General features: G+C 56.7%; 12 protein-coding genes, 2 tRNA genes and 3 rRNA genes. 11 read left to right on the forward strand and 6 right to left on the reverse strand.

Annotation, left to right across the window (positions count from 1 at the left end; genetic code table 11):
- Nucleotides 1–266: 266 nt before the first annotated feature.
- The 6 genes from KTQ42_RS00005 to KTQ42_RS00030 all read left to right on the forward strand — a co-directional run bounded on the left by KTQ42_RS00005 (nt 267) and on the right by KTQ42_RS00030 (nt 7,133).
- Nucleotides 267–1,797: ribosomal RNA gene (locus KTQ42_RS00005) — 16S ribosomal RNA — on the forward strand.
- Between the two features lie 122 nt (nt 1,798–1,919).
- A tRNA-Ile gene (locus KTQ42_RS00010) sits at nt 1,920–1,996 on the forward strand.
- 36 nt (nt 1,997–2,032) lie between these two features.
- Nucleotides 2,033–2,108 (forward strand) — tRNA-Ala (locus tag KTQ42_RS00015).
- A 281-nt stretch (nt 2,109–2,389) separates the two neighbouring features.
- Nucleotides 2,390–5,274, forward strand: a 23S ribosomal RNA gene (locus KTQ42_RS00020).
- 193 nt (nt 5,275–5,467) lie between these two features.
- A 5S ribosomal RNA gene (rrf, locus tag KTQ42_RS00025) occupies nt 5,468–5,580 on the forward strand.
- Together the 16S, 23S and 5S rRNA genes with 2 tRNA genes alongside form the textbook arrangement of a ribosomal RNA operon.
- Nucleotides 5,581–5,915: 335 nt before the next feature.
- Complete coding sequence (locus KTQ42_RS00030) at nt 5,916–7,133, forward strand: HD-GYP domain-containing protein (RefSeq protein WP_217343632.1); 1,218 nt, start codon at nt 5,916–5,918, stop codon at nt 7,131–7,133.
- 48 nt (nt 7,134–7,181) lie between these two features.
- On the opposite strand, the gene KTQ42_RS00035 is transcribed toward KTQ42_RS00030, so the two are convergent.
- The gene (locus tag KTQ42_RS00035; protein ID WP_217343633.1) at nt 7,182–7,877 is read right to left on the reverse strand and encodes a VIT family protein; all 696 of its coding nucleotides are present in this window, start codon (nt 7,875–7,877) and stop codon (nt 7,182–7,184) included.
- 228 nt (nt 7,878–8,105) lie between these two features.
- Between KTQ42_RS00035 and KTQ42_RS00040 the strand changes: the two genes are divergently transcribed.
- The gene (locus KTQ42_RS00040; protein WP_217343634.1) at nt 8,106–8,252 is read left to right on the forward strand and encodes a hypothetical protein; all 147 of its coding nucleotides are present in this window, start codon (nt 8,106–8,108) and stop codon (nt 8,250–8,252) included.
- 78 nt (nt 8,253–8,330) lie between these two features.
- Here KTQ42_RS00040 and KTQ42_RS00045 read toward each other — a convergent pair whose 3' ends face one another.
- On the reverse strand, nt 8,331–9,014 hold the full coding sequence (locus KTQ42_RS00045; protein WP_217343635.1) for a prepilin-type N-terminal cleavage/methylation domain-containing protein: 684 nt from the start codon (nt 9,012–9,014) through the stop codon (nt 8,331–8,333).
- A gap of 297 nt (nt 9,015–9,311) precedes the next feature.
- Here KTQ42_RS00045 and KTQ42_RS00050 point away from each other — a divergent pair, with 297 nt between their 5' ends.
- The 4 genes from KTQ42_RS00050 to KTQ42_RS00065 all read left to right on the forward strand — a co-directional run bounded on the left by KTQ42_RS00050 (nt 9,312) and on the right by KTQ42_RS00065 (nt 12,350).
- Entirely contained in the window at nt 9,312–10,382 is a 1,071-nt protein-coding gene (locus KTQ42_RS00050; RefSeq protein WP_217343636.1) for a flavodoxin family protein, read from the forward strand.
- An 83-nt stretch (nt 10,383–10,465) separates the two neighbouring features.
- A complete protein-coding gene (locus KTQ42_RS00055; RefSeq protein ID WP_217343637.1) occupies nt 10,466–11,599 on the forward strand; it encodes a class I SAM-dependent methyltransferase in 1,134 nt (377 codons plus the stop codon).
- 68 nt (nt 11,600–11,667) lie between these two features.
- Nucleotides 11,668–11,886, forward strand: a complete 219-nt coding sequence (locus tag KTQ42_RS00060) for a hypothetical protein (RefSeq protein ID WP_217343638.1) — start codon at nt 11,668–11,670, stop codon at nt 11,884–11,886.
- 65 nt (nt 11,887–11,951) lie between these two features.
- Nucleotides 11,952–12,350, forward strand: a complete 399-nt coding sequence (locus KTQ42_RS00065; protein WP_217343639.1) for a hypothetical protein — start codon at nt 11,952–11,954, stop codon at nt 12,348–12,350.
- Nucleotides 12,351–12,390: 40 nt separating this feature from the next.
- Here KTQ42_RS00065 and KTQ42_RS00070 read toward each other — a convergent pair whose 3' ends face one another.
- The 4 genes from KTQ42_RS00070 to serC form a co-directional block, all read right to left on the reverse strand.
- Entirely contained in the window at nt 12,391–13,344 is a 954-nt protein-coding gene (locus tag KTQ42_RS00070) for a class I SAM-dependent methyltransferase (protein ID WP_217343640.1), read from the reverse strand.
- A 77-nt stretch (nt 13,345–13,421) separates the two neighbouring features.
- Nucleotides 13,422–14,111, reverse strand: coding sequence for a DUF599 domain-containing protein (locus KTQ42_RS00075; protein WP_217343641.1), 690 nt, complete (start codon nt 14,109–14,111; stop codon nt 13,422–13,424).
- A 183-nt stretch (nt 14,112–14,294) separates the two neighbouring features.
- A complete protein-coding gene (locus tag KTQ42_RS00080) occupies nt 14,295–14,531 on the reverse strand; it encodes a hypothetical protein (protein ID WP_217343642.1) in 237 nt (78 codons plus the stop codon).
- Between the two features lie 95 nt (nt 14,532–14,626).
- Nucleotides 14,627–15,706, reverse strand: a complete 1,080-nt coding sequence (gene serC / locus KTQ42_RS00085) for a 3-phosphoserine/phosphohydroxythreonine transaminase (protein WP_217343643.1) — start codon at nt 15,704–15,706, stop codon at nt 14,627–14,629.
- Between the last annotated feature and the right edge of the window lie 114 nt (nt 15,707–15,820).

Consider the following 15,820-nt stretch of genomic DNA (forward strand, 5'->3'; position numbering starts at 1 on the left):
TGCTGCTGACGAACACAACGCTTCGCAGCAGCCGGCCAGTCCCACGGGGCGGCCGGCGGCAGACCGAATTGCCCGGTTCTTTAACAACCAACAACCGATAAGTGTGGGCACTTGACGAAGTGCGCCGGCGGCAACGCCGGATGCTCAAAATATCAAGCAAGTGCTCACAACAAAGAAGTAGAACGATTCGCAAGAATCGGTCTGTCAGTATTTTGAGTGAGCGACGGTTCTTCGGAACCTGCCAGCAATGGCACAAAACAGAGATTGAACTGAAGAGTTTGATCCTGGCTCAGATTGAACGCTGGCGGCATGCCTTACACATGCAAGTCGAACGGCAGCACGGACTTCGGTCTGGTGGCGAGTGGCGAACGGGTGAGTAACATATCGGAACGTGCCCTGGAGTGGGGGATAACTAGTCGAAAGACTAGCTAATACCGCATACGATCTATGGATGAAAGTGGGGGATCGCAAGACCTCATGCTCGTGGAGCGGCCGATATCTGATTAGCTAGTTGGTAGGGTAAAAGCCTACCAAGGCATCGATCAGTAGCTGGTCTGAGAGGACGACCAGCCACACTGGGACTGAGACACGGCCCAGACTCCTACGGGAGGCAGCAGTGGGGAATTTTGGACAATGGGGGCAACCCTGATCCAGCAATGCCGCGTGAGTGAAGAAGGCCTTCGGGTTGTAAAGCTCTTTTGTCAGGGAAGAAACGGTTCTGGCTAATACCCGGGGCTAATGACGGTACCTGAAGAATAAGCACCGGCTAACTACGTGCCAGCAGCCGCGGTAATACGTAGGGTGCGAGCGTTAATCGGAATTACTGGGCGTAAAGCGTGCGCAGGCGGTTGTGCAAGACAGATGTGAAATCCCCGGGCTCAACCTGGGAATTGCATTTGTGACTGCACGGCTAGAGTGTGTCAGAGGGGGGTAGAATTCCACGTGTAGCAGTGAAATGCGTAGAGATGTGGAGGAATACCGATGGCGAAGGCAGCCCCCTGGGATAACACTGACGCTCATGCACGAAAGCGTGGGGAGCAAACAGGATTAGATACCCTGGTAGTCCACGCCCTAAACGATGTCAACTAGTTGTCGGGTCTTAATTGACTTGGTAACGCAGCTAACGCGTGAAGTTGACCGCCTGGGGAGTACGGTCGCAAGATTAAAACTCAAAGGAATTGACGGGGACCCGCACAAGCGGTGGATGATGTGGATTAATTCGATGCAACGCGAAAAACCTTACCTACCCTTGACATGGCAGGAATCCCTGAGAGATCAGGGAGTGCTCGAAAGAGAACCTGCACACAGGTGCTGCATGGCTGTCGTCAGCTCGTGTCGTGAGATGTTGGGTTAAGTCCCGCAACGAGCGCAACCCTTGTCATTAGTTGCTACGAAAGGGCACTCTAATGAGACTGCCGGTGACAAACCGGAGGAAGGTGGGGATGACGTCAAGTCCTCATGGCCCTTATGGGTAGGGCTTCACACGTCATACAATGGTACATACAGAGGGCCGCCAACCCGCGAGGGGGAGCTAATCCCAGAAAGTGTATCGTAGTCCGGATTGGAGTCTGCAACTCGACTCCATGAAGTTGGAATCGCTAGTAATCGCGGATCAGCATGTCGCGGTGAATACGTTCCCGGGTCTTGTACACACCGCCCGTCACACCATGGGAGCGGGTTTTACCAGAAGTAGGTAGCTTAACCGCAAGGAGGGCGCTTACCACGGTAGGATTCGTGACTGGGGTGAAGTCGTAACAAGGTAGCCGTATCGGAAGGTGCGGCTGGATCACCTCCTTTCTAGAGATAGGCACGTAGTTGGGTGTCCACACTTATCGGTTGTTCGGCAAAACGAGAACAGTCAAAACACAGTCAAGGTCATGAAGTGATCGGTACATGCAGCCGTCAGGGCAGTATGTGCGGGGTCTGTAGCTCAGCTGGTTAGAGCACCGTGTTGATAACGCGGGGGTCGTTGGTTCGAGCCCAACCAGACCCACCAGTTGATGCAGCAGTGAAGAAGTAACGGCAAGTCCCCGGGGGTTTAGCTCAGCTGGGAGAGCACCTGCTTTGCAAGCAGGGGGTCGTCGGTTCGATCCCGTCAACCTCCACCATTATCCTGATTCCTACTGTGGCAAGGTCCAAACGTAAGTCAGCAACAGCGTTGCGGGACTTAGGTTTGATCATTGCGATCAACAAGGCTGTATTCGTTCTTTAACAAAGTGGAAGAAGTAGTAAAGATCAATGTAATTCGCAATGCGAAGACAGTGAGCAGTCATGTTCATTGTAGGCAGCATTGCTGGGTTGTGATTGTATCGAAACAAACATGCATCAAATGAAACACAGCGCTTGCCTGTGACGTCTTTGGAGGTGACTCCAGAGGTCAACGTTATAGGGACAAGTGACTAAGTGCACATGGTGGATGCCTTGGCGATTACAGGCGATGAAGGACGCAGTAGCTTGCGATAAGCTGCGGGGAGCTGGCAAACGAGCTTTGATCCGCAGATGTCCGAATGGGGAAACCCGGCCCGCAAGGGTCATCACTCACTGAATACATAGGTGTGTGAAGCGAACGCGGCGAACTGAAACATCTAAGTAGCTGCAGGAAAAGAAATCAACCGAGATTCCCAAAGTAGTGGCGAGCGAAATGGGACCAGCCAGCAAGATTTAGCAATCGTGATAGTGGAATGCTCTGGAAAGTGCAGCCGTAGCGGGTGATAGCCCCGTACGCGAAATCATGGTTGTGGAACTAGGCTTGCGACAAGTAGGGCGGGACACGTGAAATCCTGTCTGAACATGGGGGGACCATCCTCCAAGGCTAAATACTCGTAATCGACCGATAGTGAACCAGTACCGTGAGGGAAAGGCGAAAAGAACCCCGGAAGGGGAGTGAAATAGATCCTGAAACCGTGTGCATACAAACAGTCGGAGCGGACTTGTTCCGTGACGGCGTACCTTTTGTATAATGGGTCAGCGACTTACATTCAGTGGCAAGGTTAACCGCATAGGGAAGCCGCAGAGAAATCGAGTCCGAACAGGGCGACAGTCGCTGGGTGTAGACCCGAAACCAAGTGATCTACTCATGGCCAGGATGAAGGTGCCGTAACAGGTACTGGAGGTCCGAACCCACTAATGTTGAAAAATTAGGGGATGAGCTGTGGGTAGGGGTGAAAGGCTAAACAAACTTGGAAATAGCTGGTTCTCTCCGAAAACTATTTAGGTAGTGCCTCAAGTATCACCATCGGGGGTAGAGCACTGTTATGGCTAGGGGGTCATCGCGACTTACCAACCCATTGCAAACTCCGAATACCGATGAGTGCGAGCTTGGGAGACAGACGTCGGGTGCTAACGTCCGGCGTCAAGAGGGAAACAACCCAGACCGCCAGCTAAGGTCCCAAAGATTGGCTAAGTGGAAAACGAAGTGGGAAGGCTAAAACAGTCAGGAGGTTGGCTTAGAAGCAGCCACCCTTTAAAGAAAGCGTAATAGCTCACTGATCGAGTCGTCCTGCGCGGAAGATGTAACGGGGCTAAGCCAGTCACCGAAGCTGCGGATATGACGTAATTCATTACGTCATATGGTAGGAGAGCGTTCTGTAAGCCTGCGAAGGTGTCTTGTAAAGGATGCTGGAGGTATCAGAAGTGCGAATGCTGACATGAGTAGCGATAATGGGGGTGAAAAGCCCCCACGCCGTAAGCCCAAGGTTTCCTGTTCAACGTTCATCGGAGCAGGGTGAGTCGGCCCCTAAGGCGAGGCAGAGATGCGTAGCTGATGGGAAGCAGGTTAATATTCCTGCACCGTCGTGTGATGCGATGGGGGGACGGATCGCGAATGGTTGTCCGGGTGTTGGATGTCCCGGTTCTTGACTTGTAGAAGGCCCTTAGGCAAATCCGGGGGCGTAATTCAAGGGGTCGAGACCAGCGGCTTTAAGCTGCGAAGCAATCGGAAGTGGTTCCAAGAAAAGCCTCTAAGCTTCAGTCACACGAGACCGTACCGCAAACCGACACAGGTGGGCGAGATGAGTATTCTAAGGCGCTTGAGAGAACTCGGGAGAAGGAACTCGGCAAATTGGTACCGTAACTTCGGGATAAGGTACGCCCTGGTAGCTTGACTGGCCTGCGCCAGAAGGGCGACGGGGTTGCAATAAACTGGTGGCTGCGACTGTTTAATAAAAACACAGCACTCTGCAAACACGAAAGTGGACGTATAGGGTGTGACGCCTGCCCGGTGCTGGAAGATTAAATGATGGGGTGCAAGCTCTTGATTGAAGTCCCAGTAAACGGCGGCCGTAACTATAACGGTCCTAAGGTAGCGAAATTCCTTGTCGGGTAAGTTCCGACCTGCACGAATGGCGTAACGATGGCCACACTGTCTCCTCCCGAGACTCAGCGAAGTTGAAATGTTTGTGATGATGCAATCTACCCGCGGCTAGACGGAAAGACCCCATGAACCTTTACTGTAGCTTTGCATTGGACTTTGAACCAATCTGTGTAGGATAGGTGGGAGGCTTTGAAGCGGGGACGCTAGTTCTCGTGGAGCCAACCTTGAAATACCACCCTGGTTTGTTTGAGGTTCTAACCTTGGTCCGTTATCCGGATCGGGGACAGTGCATGGTAGGCAGTTTGACTGGGGCGGTCTCCTCCCAAAGTGTAACGGAGGAGTTCGAAGGTACGCTAGGTACGGTCGGACATCGTGCTCATAGTGCAATGGCATAAGCGTGCTTAACTGCGAGACTGACAAGTCGAGCAGGTACGAAAGTAGGACATAGTGATCCGGTGGTTCTGTATGGAAGGGCCATCGCTCAACGGATAAAAGGTACTCTGGGGATAACAGGCTGATTCCTCCCAAGAGTTCATATCGACGGGGGAGTTTGGCACCTCGATGTCGGCTCATCACATCCTGGGGCTGTAGCCGGTCCCAAGGGTATGGCTGTTCGCCATTTAAAGTGGTACGTGAGCTGGGTTTAAAACGTCGTGAGACAGTTTGGTCCCTATCTGCCGTGGGCGTTGGAAGTTTGAAGGGGGCTGCTCCTAGTACGAGAGGACCGGAGTGGACGAACCTCTGGTGTACCGGTTGTCACGCCAGTGGCATTGCCGGGTAGCTAAGTTCGGAAGAGATAACCGCTGAAAGCATCTAAGCGGGAAACTCGCCTTGAGATGAGACTTCCCGGGAGCTTGACTCCCCTAAAGGGTCGTTCGAGACCAGGACGTTGATAGGCTGGGTGTGGAAGCGCAGTAATGCGTTAAGCTAACCAGTACTAATTGCCCGTGCGGCTTGTCCCTATAACCTTGATGGTGCATAGCGGCGCTGTGTGGTGCGTGACGTTCCGATACTCACAACCTGCAAGACAAGACATTGATCGTTGCATCACCCCTGCGAAGTGCAGGAGCGATGCGGCTGCTTCTTCCCTTTGGGTTGGATGTGGCGTGTGCCAGGCGAGGAGCCGGCAGCGCGACAGACAACCGACAAGTCATGCCTGATGACCATAGCGAGTTGGTACCACCCCTTCCCATCCCGAACAGGACCGTGAAACGACTTTGCGCCGATGATAGTGCTGCAACCAGTGTGAAAGTAGGTCATCGTCAGGCTGTTATTAGAAAACCCCCGGCGCCAGCAGGCGTCGGGGGTTTTTGCTTTGGGAAATCGAAAAATCGCTGTTCAAAATTTTTGGGGTTCGCACAACCGGCTTGAGCAGTTATTTTTTTGCCAGCTAGATGCTCTTTACGCTTTTATTGTTCTGCTGCACTGCTTGGTTGTTTCCCGGAATGAAAACATTCCCAGCCTAATTCCGAAAATTGATTCATAAGGGAAGTGAACGTGCAATAAACGTTGCTTGATTTCCTTTATTTCAGCATTCAATACAGTTCCTTCTGGAAATATGTTTAAATATTGTGTTTAGAAATATTTAATCCTGGCTTCGTAAATGCTTAAGCAAATTGAGACTCGTGAGTTGCGACTAGGGATGTACCTGCAGGAATTAACTGCATCATGGTTGGAAAATCCGTTCTGGCGCACATCTCGGTTGTTAAACAATCAGCAAGAAATAAACGATATCCTTGCCAGTAACATCAAGTTTGCAATCATCGATATATCAAAAGGCATTGATGTTCCAAACAGGCTAAACCACACAGTTCAGCCTGAGGTCGTTGCCAAGCCGGAAGCCATAATCGATCCGCCGGCAAGTATCAAGGTGCAGGCTGCCGTGCCGATTGAAGCTGAGTTCCAGCGCGCTGCGCAGATCTGTGCCCGCTCCAAGTCTGCAGTGATGTCGATGTTCAGCGAAATCAGGATGGGTAAAGCCATTCGTCTCGAAAACGCCGCATCGTTGGTGGAAGATATTTCCGAGTCGGTGAATCGTAACGTCAGCGCGCTCATTACTCTGGCCAGGCTGAAAAATCAGGATGACTACACTTACATGCATAGCGTGGCAGTGTGTGCATTAATGATCGCACTCGCAAAACAACTCGGTTTAACAGAAGAGCAGATCAAGGAAGCCGGTACTGCAGGCCTGCTGCACGATATCGGCAAGATGAGCGTCGATTCTTCCATCCTGAACAAGCCCGGCAAACTGACCGACCTGGAATTTGAGATAGTGCGGCGTCATCCTGAAGAAGGGCATCAGTATCTTTTGCAGGCAGGTGGTATCGGCAAAGCAGCACTGGATGTCTGCCTGCATCATCATGAACGTGTCGATGGTACGGGTTATCCATATCGATTAAAGGGCGAAGAACTGAGTCTGTACGCGAAAATGGGCGCGATATGCGATGTGTATGACGCCATTACATCGAATCGCCCTTACAAGGCAGGTTGGTGTCCAGCCGATTCGATCAAGAAAATGGCCAGCTGGAGTGGCACGCATTTCGATGCCGATGTATTCAAGGCGTTCGTCAAGACAGTGGGTATTTACCCTGTCGGTACGTTGGTCAGACTTACTTCCGGAAGGCTGGGCGTAGTCGTAGACCAAGGCGCCAGATCGCTGCTTGCTCCGCGTCTGCGCGTTTTCTTCTCCACCAAATCGAATACCTATTTACCGCCAGTGATGATCGATCTGTCCGCACCTGGCGAACGGGATAAGGTGGTTTGCTTCGAAGATGCTGATCAGTGGAAGATCAAGGATCTCGAGCGATTCTGGCGTTGCTGATGGTACGTGGCGCGCTCTGCATAGATTGCAAAACGCTGCCCGACAGACTCAGGTCACGACGCCGAACAGGGAGCCGATTCCCGATGTGACCGCCATGGCAAGCACGCCCCAGAAAACGATACGGATCGTGCTCCTTCCAATGTGCGCACCGCCAGCGAAGCCGGACAGCAGCCCCAGGAGCGCAAGAAAGGCGATCGATGCTGCTGCCAGCCAAAATGTCAGATTCTCTGCTGGTCCAAATGCCGTTACTGCCAAGGGCAGGGCCGCGCCAATGGCAAAACTGGCTGCAGAGCTGAACGCAGCCTGTAGCGGCCGGGCAGTACCCGATGGACTCATTCCAAGCTCATCGCGGGCATGGCTGCCGAGCGCGTCATGAGCCATCAACTGCTGCGCAACCTGATGCGCCAGATCCGGTTGCAGTCCTCGCTCGATATAGATGCCAGCAAGCTCGCGGTGTTCGCCTGCCGCGTCGTCTTTCAATTCACGGCGCTCCCGCTGCAGATCGGCATGCTCGGCATCCGCCTGCGAATGCACCGAAACATATTCTCCAGCCGCCATCGACATGGCGCCAGCAACCAGGCCAGCAAGGCCGGCAATCAGCAGAGCCTGATGGGAACCATTTGCCGAAGCCACCCCCAGCAACAGGCTGGCGGTGGAAACAATGCCGTCATTTGCACCTAACACCGCGGCGCGCAGCCAGCCGATGCGATGGCCGCGGTGAATTTCCGTGTGCCAGGTTCTCATAGCTTGTTATTTTTAACAGTGCCGGCTTGTCGGGGGGATTGATGAAAATCTCTTCCGCGCAACCAGCTGTGTTGGAAGGAAGACATTGCATTGAAACAGTCCGAAACATCTGTCGCATTATTGTAATACGTCACTTTTAAAAGTTTCGATAAGCTGTTGACGCAATTCATATTTTGCTTGTAATGTTCGAAAGAAATGGTTCTTTGTGGAAATAAAAGGAGTGGTAGGATGAATCAGCATACTGGCACAAAGTTTCGCCTGCAGAAAAAATCGCTGGGAATGCATCTGAACAAGTTTCAGGCGGCACTCTGTGTCGCCGTGTCAGCCGCCTTAAGCATTGGTCTGATTGTCTGGGGCGTGGAAGCCTTTATCTAGGACTTCGCATATCCGTGGATCTTGTATCCCGCTGCGGGTGCGATACGCTCCGATGCGGTAGTCCCTGATTTGCGCTGCTCAGACTGCGCCCAGCAGGAAAACCTTGGTCATCCGGTTTGCCGTGCCCTGCAGTTGCAGGGAAATTTCCAGGCCGGTATAGGCCGCGGCAGCGACGGCCGGTTGATTCGGCGTGACTGGTACGGTCGCTGCAGGCAAGGGTTCCATTTGCGGCGCATTGATATCGACAGCCCGCCAGTTATTGGCATTATTGGACCACACACGCACTGCAATCGATGTGACGCCAGCTTCCAGCGCAACTTCTTCCCGTGAAATGTTTTGCGGATTTTCCAGCCAGGCCGCATCCAGTTCCGCCAGATCCCTTGTCGGCCGCGATGCACGCCGGTAAAGAACCCCATCCCTGATGCGATAGGACACTACCTGCAGCCGAACCGGCTGGTTTTCCGTAGCCACCCTGCGGATCAGGATAAGGCGTTGCTGTTCGGCGGCCAGGGGCGGGTGGCCATAGGAAGTGTCGGGACTGACCACATTGGCGCAGTCACGCTCCATCTGTGCGAATGCCAGCTGTACTCCCCGCGTACGCTCCATTTCGGCAGTCAGGGCAATACGGCTGCGAACGATGCTGTCGAGCCCGCGCCATCCCAGCACCGCGACGACCGCCAATACGGTGATGGCAATGAGCAATTCAATCAGCGTCAAGCCTCGCTGTGATCTGACCATGCGCCTGGAACGGTTCGGAGCCATGTTGGATGAAGGTAAGAAGCGGATCAGATGAAGACCGTCGTGGATCGGGAAGAAAGTCACCGATTATCTCAGGTAACGCATTTTTATTCAGGCGCTCCCAAGGGGCAGCTGCAACGCCCGGCACTCGCGCACGATAACGCCCTGATCAGGGCTGAATACCCATGGGAGGATTGCCTCTGATGGCCAAATTGATTGCTATCAACGGCAATGGACGATATAAGGCCGAGCTTTCTGATTTATGCCTATTCTCATTCACCTTAACGCAATGCCCTAGCCGGCAACATCCCAGGTGAATACATGACGCAACCCAGAAAAGGCCAGGCGCCGGAAAAAGTCGATCGGACCGAGTTTCATCTGCGGTTCATGCGCTCGTTCGCCGACCCGGCCTTCCATCAGGCACAGGATGCGCTTGCGCAGGTGGAGCAAATCGCCTGGGAAAATTACACGGCTTCCCACAAGGCGCCGTTCACCGAAAAGGCTGGCCCCGCGTATGCCGACCCGAATTATGACCTGTCCAGCGAATGGCGGGACGCCAGCGAACGTCTGAAGAAGGCAGAGGCGTGGCAAAAGAATCCGCTGAGCCCGTCGCGGGTGCTGCTGATCTGCGGCGCTGCACGCAATGACGGAAGCTGTCCGGGAGAGATGTCCAAGACCTTCCGCATGATGCAGATGGCGCGCACCGTGCTGGAAGAAGCCCGGATGGAAGTCGATATTCTCGACCTGAGCCTGCTCATTTCCGACTACGGGCGGCAAATCCATCCCTGCAAGGGCTGCGCTTCCACCGCGATGCCGCTTTGCCACTGGCCCTGCAGCTGCTACCCCAATCATGGCCTGAACCAGGTCAATGACTGGATGAACGAGATTTACGAAAAATGGACTGCCGCCCATGCGGTGATCATCCTGACGCCTGTCTACTGGTACCAGACGCCCAGTGTGCTGAAGCTGATGATCGACCGTCTGGTATGCGCGGACGGCGGTAATCCGGACCCGACCACCACCTCCGGCAAGAATGCCGAGAAAGCCAAGGCGCTGGAACTGGCCGACTGGCCTTATCCCAAGCATCTGGCCGGACGCGCATACGGGCTGGTGGTGCATGGCGACGTGGCCGGCATCGAGGGCGTGCGGCGTTCCTTGTCCGACTGGCTGGACTGGATGGGCCTGATTGCCGCCGGACAAAAGGCGAAACTGGATCGGTTTATCGGCTATTACGAGTCCTATGCCGAGAGCCACGAGGTGCTCGACCGGGATGAGGCCATGCGGGAAGAGGTGCGCAATGTGGCGCGCGCGGTGGCGGAGTCGGTCGTGCAATTAAGGCGCGGGCAATTGTCGCAGCCGGACGCGGCGCTGGCCTCGCCCCGGCCCAAATAGGGTGGTGGTTCGAAACCGTTAGCGCAAATCCTGGCCAGCCCGTACCATGGCGCCTCGCGAACTCCGCAGCACATCAAGGCGCCATGCAATCTTCTCCTTCTTCCATCAGCTGGACCGAAAACGGCAGTGAACATCATGCGCAGTGGCGCTCGGAAAGCGGCTTTCCGGCGCCGCAGCGCATCGTCGTAGCCGATGACCGCATGACGGCGGATGCCGCTTTCCGGCTTGCATCCGAAGGCACTGCCATGCTGTGGCGTGGGGATTATCACAATGCGCGGCAGTTGCTGCAGGCGATGGCGCGACGGGCGCTGAAGAAGCCGCGCAAGCCGGCGGCCACCGCACGCGATGCATTCAACCAGCACAGGCAGGCACAGTCGCAACGCGCGCGCACGCTGGGCATGCTGCTGATCCAGGTCGACACCGGCCATGTCATTCCATTGCGTCGCGCACCCGATGTGCGGCTTGCCTGCGAACAGGCATACGGTCCCGCCAGCCTGCCTTATGTGCTGTCATTGCGCGAACTGCTGGGCGTGATCGGCGCCTATGAATGGCGTCGCAACGGCGTGCCGATTCCGGCCCTGGGCGGTGAGCGCATTCATCCGCACTATGGCGTGTTTTCGCCGGTCCGCGGCGAGTACCTGGACCTGGTTGCACAAGCGGCGCTGCCCGCTCCGCACCCGGAACTGGCGTTTGACATCGGCACCGGCACCGGCGTGCTGGCCGCGATCCTCGCCAGGCGCGGCATCGGGCATGTGGTGGCGACGGACATGGAAACCAGGGCGCTGGCCTGCGCCCGCGAGAATCTGGAGCGGCTCGGCCTGATGCAACAAGTAGAACTGCTGCAGGCCGACCTGTTTCCGCCGGGTCGCGCTCCGCTGATTGCCTGCAATCCCCCCTGGCTGCCCGCAAGGCCCAGTTCCGTGCTCGAGCATGCGATCTACGACCCGGACAACCGGATGCTGAAAGGATTTCTGAACGGCCTGGCCGCCCACCTGACGCCGGGCGGCGAGGGATGGTTGATACTCTCGGATTTCGCAGAGCACCTGGGCCTGCGTTCGCGCGAGGAACTGCTCGCCATGATCGCCGACGCCGGCCTGCAAGTGGCAGGCCGGCACGACATCCGGCCGCGGCATCCAAAGGCCAGCGATCCTTCCGATCCACTGGCTGGCGCGCGCGCCAGGGAAGTCACTTCGCTGTGGCGCCTGCGCGGGGCTTGAGGCGCCTGGCCATTTGCCGTGGCGATTTGACGTATCATCCCCGTTTTCAGATTCTGCTTTCATACGCCATGCCAGCCAAGCCAGCCCGCACCCTGACCTTCAAATGCAAGAAGTGCGCTAAACCCGTCCAGGTATTGCTGCAGAAGGTTTCCGCCTGTTCCCACATCCAGCCTTACCAGGGCATCTGCAAATGCGGTGAAGTGATGCGCCATGCCACCGGACAGAAGGACGCGGTTGAGTCCTTCATCGCTTCCGGCGACAGCGGCTGGGTGCATCATCATCATTGAACCTGTCAAAGTGTAAGCAAGCGTAAGAAGCGGACACTTTCAATGCGGTCCTCTCTCTAATGGACATGAATAAATCCGTTGAAGGCGTGGCGAAACGCCTGCTTTTTTCGCTGGCGGTACTGGGCGCGCTCGGTGGATGCGCTGTCTACGATACCGGCTACAACCATCCCTATTACGGCGGCGGTGCCTACTACACCGATCCGGTCTACCCGGCCGCGCCCGTGTATGGCTACGGGCCTGCGCCGCTGTATCCGGCAGCGCCGCTTTATGTGCCGCCTCCGGTGTTCCGGTTTGACTATCGTTCAGGTGGCGGTCATCGCTGGCATGACGGCGGCCATAACTGGCACAACGGTGGCGCGCCTCACTGGCGCGGCGGCGGACCCCGTCCGCAAGGGCAACCGGGAATGCGTGGCGGCGGCGGCAGTCGCTGGGGTTCTGCCGGCACGTGGAGCGGGCGCCGCTAGCAGCGCGGCTGCCGGCGTTGCAGTCCTGCGCCATCGTTTTTTATAGCGGGCGCCTGGCCTCAAGCCCGACCGCGGCGATACGATCCACATCGCGGTAGACATCGCGTTCCAGTTCCTCGCCGAACACGTCCGGATCCAGTTCCTGGTATCGCCACTCCATGCCGGCGTCATCGAGTGCAGGCTTCAGTTCCAGCAGGAATTCATCCACGCCTTTAACGATGGCAATGCCGGTATAGAGCAGCAGACGGCCGCCTGGCGCCAGGCGGGGCAGGGACTGCGTGGCCATGCGCAGGCTGAGCGAGCGTCCGAGCCGGTCGCCGCCATGACGATAGGTTCTGGCATCGTCATCCACCAGATAGGGCGGGTTGGCCATGATCAGGTCGAATTGCCCGTCCACCGCCGCCAGGCTGTCGCCCAGCGCCAGTTGCGCTTCAATGCCGGCATTCCCCGCATTGAGTCCGGCGCAGACCAGCGCTTCCGGGTTGATATCGTTGAGCACCAGCCTGGCGTCGGCATACTGGCTCGCCACCATCAGGCCACCGGCGCCGCTGCCACAACCAATATCGAGAATGCGCGGCTTCGGTCCCGGCGGTGCAGGCGACAGCGCCTGCTGCATGAAGCGTACATAGCGATAGGTATCCGGCCCGAAGAATACGGCGTTTTCCTGGTCGGTCGGATAGGCGGAATGCAGGAACAGTGCATCGGCTATACTCGACACCCGCACCTTGCTGCGCCGTTGCTCGCCGACATGGGCCAGAAGCCCGGCCGCGTCCAGCGCCGCCAGCAACTGGCCCGGCAAGAGCCCGGGATCGAAGGGGAGATTCCAGCCGAAGACGTCGCGCAGCGTCGTGGCACTGCGATCAGGCTGACGGCCCAGCACCCGTGCATGGGTCAGTGGCGTGATGGTGATGAAGCGGTAGTCCGCCGCTTGCAGATAATCGAGCAGGCTGGACAGCGCCTGTTCCGCACCGGATGCAAAAATCGTATCGCTCATGAATAGCCTGAAGTAACGCCGGCGGGCCAGCTTGTCTGCATGATGCCAAAGACTGGCCTTGCCGCCTTGCGCCCAGGCTAACGTCCGACGATTGCCGCCAGCGCGCTGGAGTGAAACTCGCGGAAATACAGCACCGCCACCACGACGGTGGTAGCGATCATGAACAGCCAGGGCTGGACGAACCAGGTCATGGCGGCAATCGCGAAATAATAGCCGCGCAGGCCGTCATTGAAGCTTTCGCCGGCCAGGGCGACAAGCCGGCCGCTGCGGTCGGCGAAATCCGATCGGGCGGCATCCGGGCCATCCTTGTATTCCGCCAGATTCGGCGCCGAGCCGATCAGAATCGAGCAGAAATTAAACTGGCGCAAGGCCCAGGTAAAGCGGAAGAAGGCGAATACGAAGACAGAGATCAGCACGATGATCTTCACATTCCAGACTTCCTCCGAGACATGCACGGAGAAGGGGATTTCCTGCACCACATTGACGACCTTGCTGTTGCCGCCAAGCATGGCAAACAGGCCGCCGATGATGATGATGGTGGTGGAGGCAAAGAAGGTCGGGGAAGACGACAGGTTGGCCATCAGCGCGACATCCGCGATCCGGTTCTCACGATAGGTCAGCCGCAGCATCCAGTCGCGCCGGGCTTCGTTCACATGCCGGAGGAGGCTGGCATGCGAGTTCGACCAGAAGTCGGCGAAACGGTCATAGCCTATCCACATCAGCAAGAACCAGAACAGGGCAAAACAGTCGATGAGGGGAAGGATCATAGGTAGGTAGATGTCGGCAGCTTTCCGGATAGGTTCAATTGCATTTCTATCAAGAAATTTGTTCGATCTTCGATATTTTCGTTCGATTTCGTTACTCAAAATTCGGCGTATTTTCGGCGCCGACCTGGTTTTTCCCCGTGAGTATCTCAATCGGAGGCATGCATGCACAAGCCAAAACGAAGATCAAACCGTACCGACGATGACGATGATGAATTCGCTTATGACGATGAGCCCATAGGACGCGCAGGAGAGGAAGACGAGGAGGAGGAGGACGACGAGGACGTTGCCCGCCTTGAGGAGGATGACGACGATCCCCAGCCACTGGATCGCCTCGTAAAACTCAAATGGAGGAATTAATCCACGCAAGAAGAAAATGGCAGGCCGGGGCGGCGCGACTTTCGGATGGCGCGAACCTGGCACCGCCAGACACGCAAGCCTTTCCGGTTATCCAATAAAAAGGCCAGGCCGGAAGCCTGGCTTTTCACGGTGGCCGAGGCATCAGCCAGCTGCCTGGTTTAACCGTGGGTGCGCTCGAATTCCTTCATGTAGGCAACCAGGGTGCGCACGCCTTCAATGGGCATGGCGTTGTAGATCGAGGCGCGCATGCCGCCGACCACCCGATGACCCTTGAGCTGGACCATGTTGTGTTCCTTCGCGCCCTGCAGGAAGGCTTCATCCAGCGCGCTGTCGGCAAGGCGGAACGGGATATTCATCCGCGACCGGTCCGTCTTGGCTACCGGGTTGCTGTAGAAGCGGGACTGATCAAGGTAGTCGTAAAGCAGCGATGCCTTCTCGATATTGCGCCGCTCGATTTCAGCGATGCCGCCCTGTTCCAGCAGCCATTCGAACACCAGGCCGGCAATGTAGATGCTGTAGGTCGGCGGCGTGTTGAGCATGGAGTCGTTGTCGGCCTGTTCCTTCCAGTTGAAGGCGGAAGGCGTAATCGGCAACGCCTGGCCCAGAAGGTCTTCCCGCACCACGACCAGCGTCAGCCCGGCCGGGCCGATATTCTTTTGCGCGCCGCCATAGATGACGCCGTACTTCGATACATCCACCGCGCGCGACAGGATGTGGGAAGACATGTCCGCCACCAGCGGGACGCCATGGGTATCCGGCACCCAGTGGTATTCGACGCCGCCGATGGTCTCATTGGTGCACACATGGACATAGGCTGCCTGCGGGTCGAGTTGCCAGGTGTCCTGCGCCGGCACATAGGTGAAGTCGCGGTCGGCGGCGGAGGCGGCGACGTTGACCTTGCAGTACTTGCCGGCTTCCTTGATGGACTTCTTCGACCACTCGCCGGTATTGACGTAATCGGCCGATGTCTTCTCGCCCAGCAGGTTCATCGGAATCAGCGCGTTTTCCGCCATCGCGCCGCCCTGCAGGAACAGCACCCGGTAGTTGTCGGGCACGGCCAGCAGCTTGCGGAAGTCGGCTTCGGCCTTCCTTGCAATGCCGATGAATTCCTTGCCGCGATGGCTCATCTCCATGACCGACATGCCGCTGCCATGCCAGTCCAGCATCTCGTCGGCAGCGCGTTGCAATACCGATTCCGGCAGCACCGCCGGGCCGGCGCTGAAATTGAAAGTTCGCATGGGGATCGTCCAGATTGAATGGGAAGGAAGGCCTAGCCGGGCATTATGACGGAACTGCCGCGGCCTGTGCAAGGCGGCAAGAAAAGCGCCACCTGCCATGCCGCGCGGCGGTGA

The sequence above is a fragment of the Noviherbaspirillum sp. L7-7A genome, from assembly GCF_019052805.1.
Lineage (GTDB): Bacteria > Pseudomonadota > Gammaproteobacteria > Burkholderiales > Burkholderiaceae_D > Noviherbaspirillum_A.

What these genes read in the sequence shown, in the direction of transcription:
- KTQ42_RS00030 (WP_217343632.1), top strand. Translation starts at nt 5,916, where the DNA reads ATGCTTAAGCAAATTGAGACTCGTGAGTTGCGACTAGGGATGTACCTG.
- KTQ42_RS00035 (WP_217343633.1), bottom strand. Translation starts at nt 7,877, where the DNA reads ATGAGAACCTGGCACACGGAAATTCACCGCGGCCATCGCATCGGCTGG.
- KTQ42_RS00040 (WP_217343634.1), top strand. Translation starts at nt 8,106, where the DNA reads ATGAATCAGCATACTGGCACAAAGTTTCGCCTGCAGAAAAAATCGCTG.
- KTQ42_RS00045 (WP_217343635.1), bottom strand. Translation starts at nt 9,014, where the DNA reads ATGGCTCCGAACCGTTCCAGGCGCATGGTCAGATCACAGCGAGGCTTG.
- KTQ42_RS00050 (WP_217343636.1), top strand. Translation starts at nt 9,312, where the DNA reads ATGACGCAACCCAGAAAAGGCCAGGCGCCGGAAAAAGTCGATCGGACC.
- KTQ42_RS00055 (WP_217343637.1), top strand. Translation starts at nt 10,466, where the DNA reads ATGCAATCTTCTCCTTCTTCCATCAGCTGGACCGAAAACGGCAGTGAA.
- KTQ42_RS00060 (WP_217343638.1), top strand. Translation starts at nt 11,668, where the DNA reads ATGCCAGCCAAGCCAGCCCGCACCCTGACCTTCAAATGCAAGAAGTGC.
- KTQ42_RS00065 (WP_217343639.1), top strand. Translation starts at nt 11,952, where the DNA reads ATGAATAAATCCGTTGAAGGCGTGGCGAAACGCCTGCTTTTTTCGCTG.
- KTQ42_RS00070 (WP_217343640.1), bottom strand. Translation starts at nt 13,344, where the DNA reads ATGAGCGATACGATTTTTGCATCCGGTGCGGAACAGGCGCTGTCCAGC.
- KTQ42_RS00075 (WP_217343641.1), bottom strand. Translation starts at nt 14,111, where the DNA reads ATGATCCTTCCCCTCATCGACTGTTTTGCCCTGTTCTGGTTCTTGCTG.
- serC (WP_217343643.1), bottom strand. Translation starts at nt 15,706, where the DNA reads ATGCGAACTTTCAATTTCAGCGCCGGCCCGGCGGTGCTGCCGGAATCG.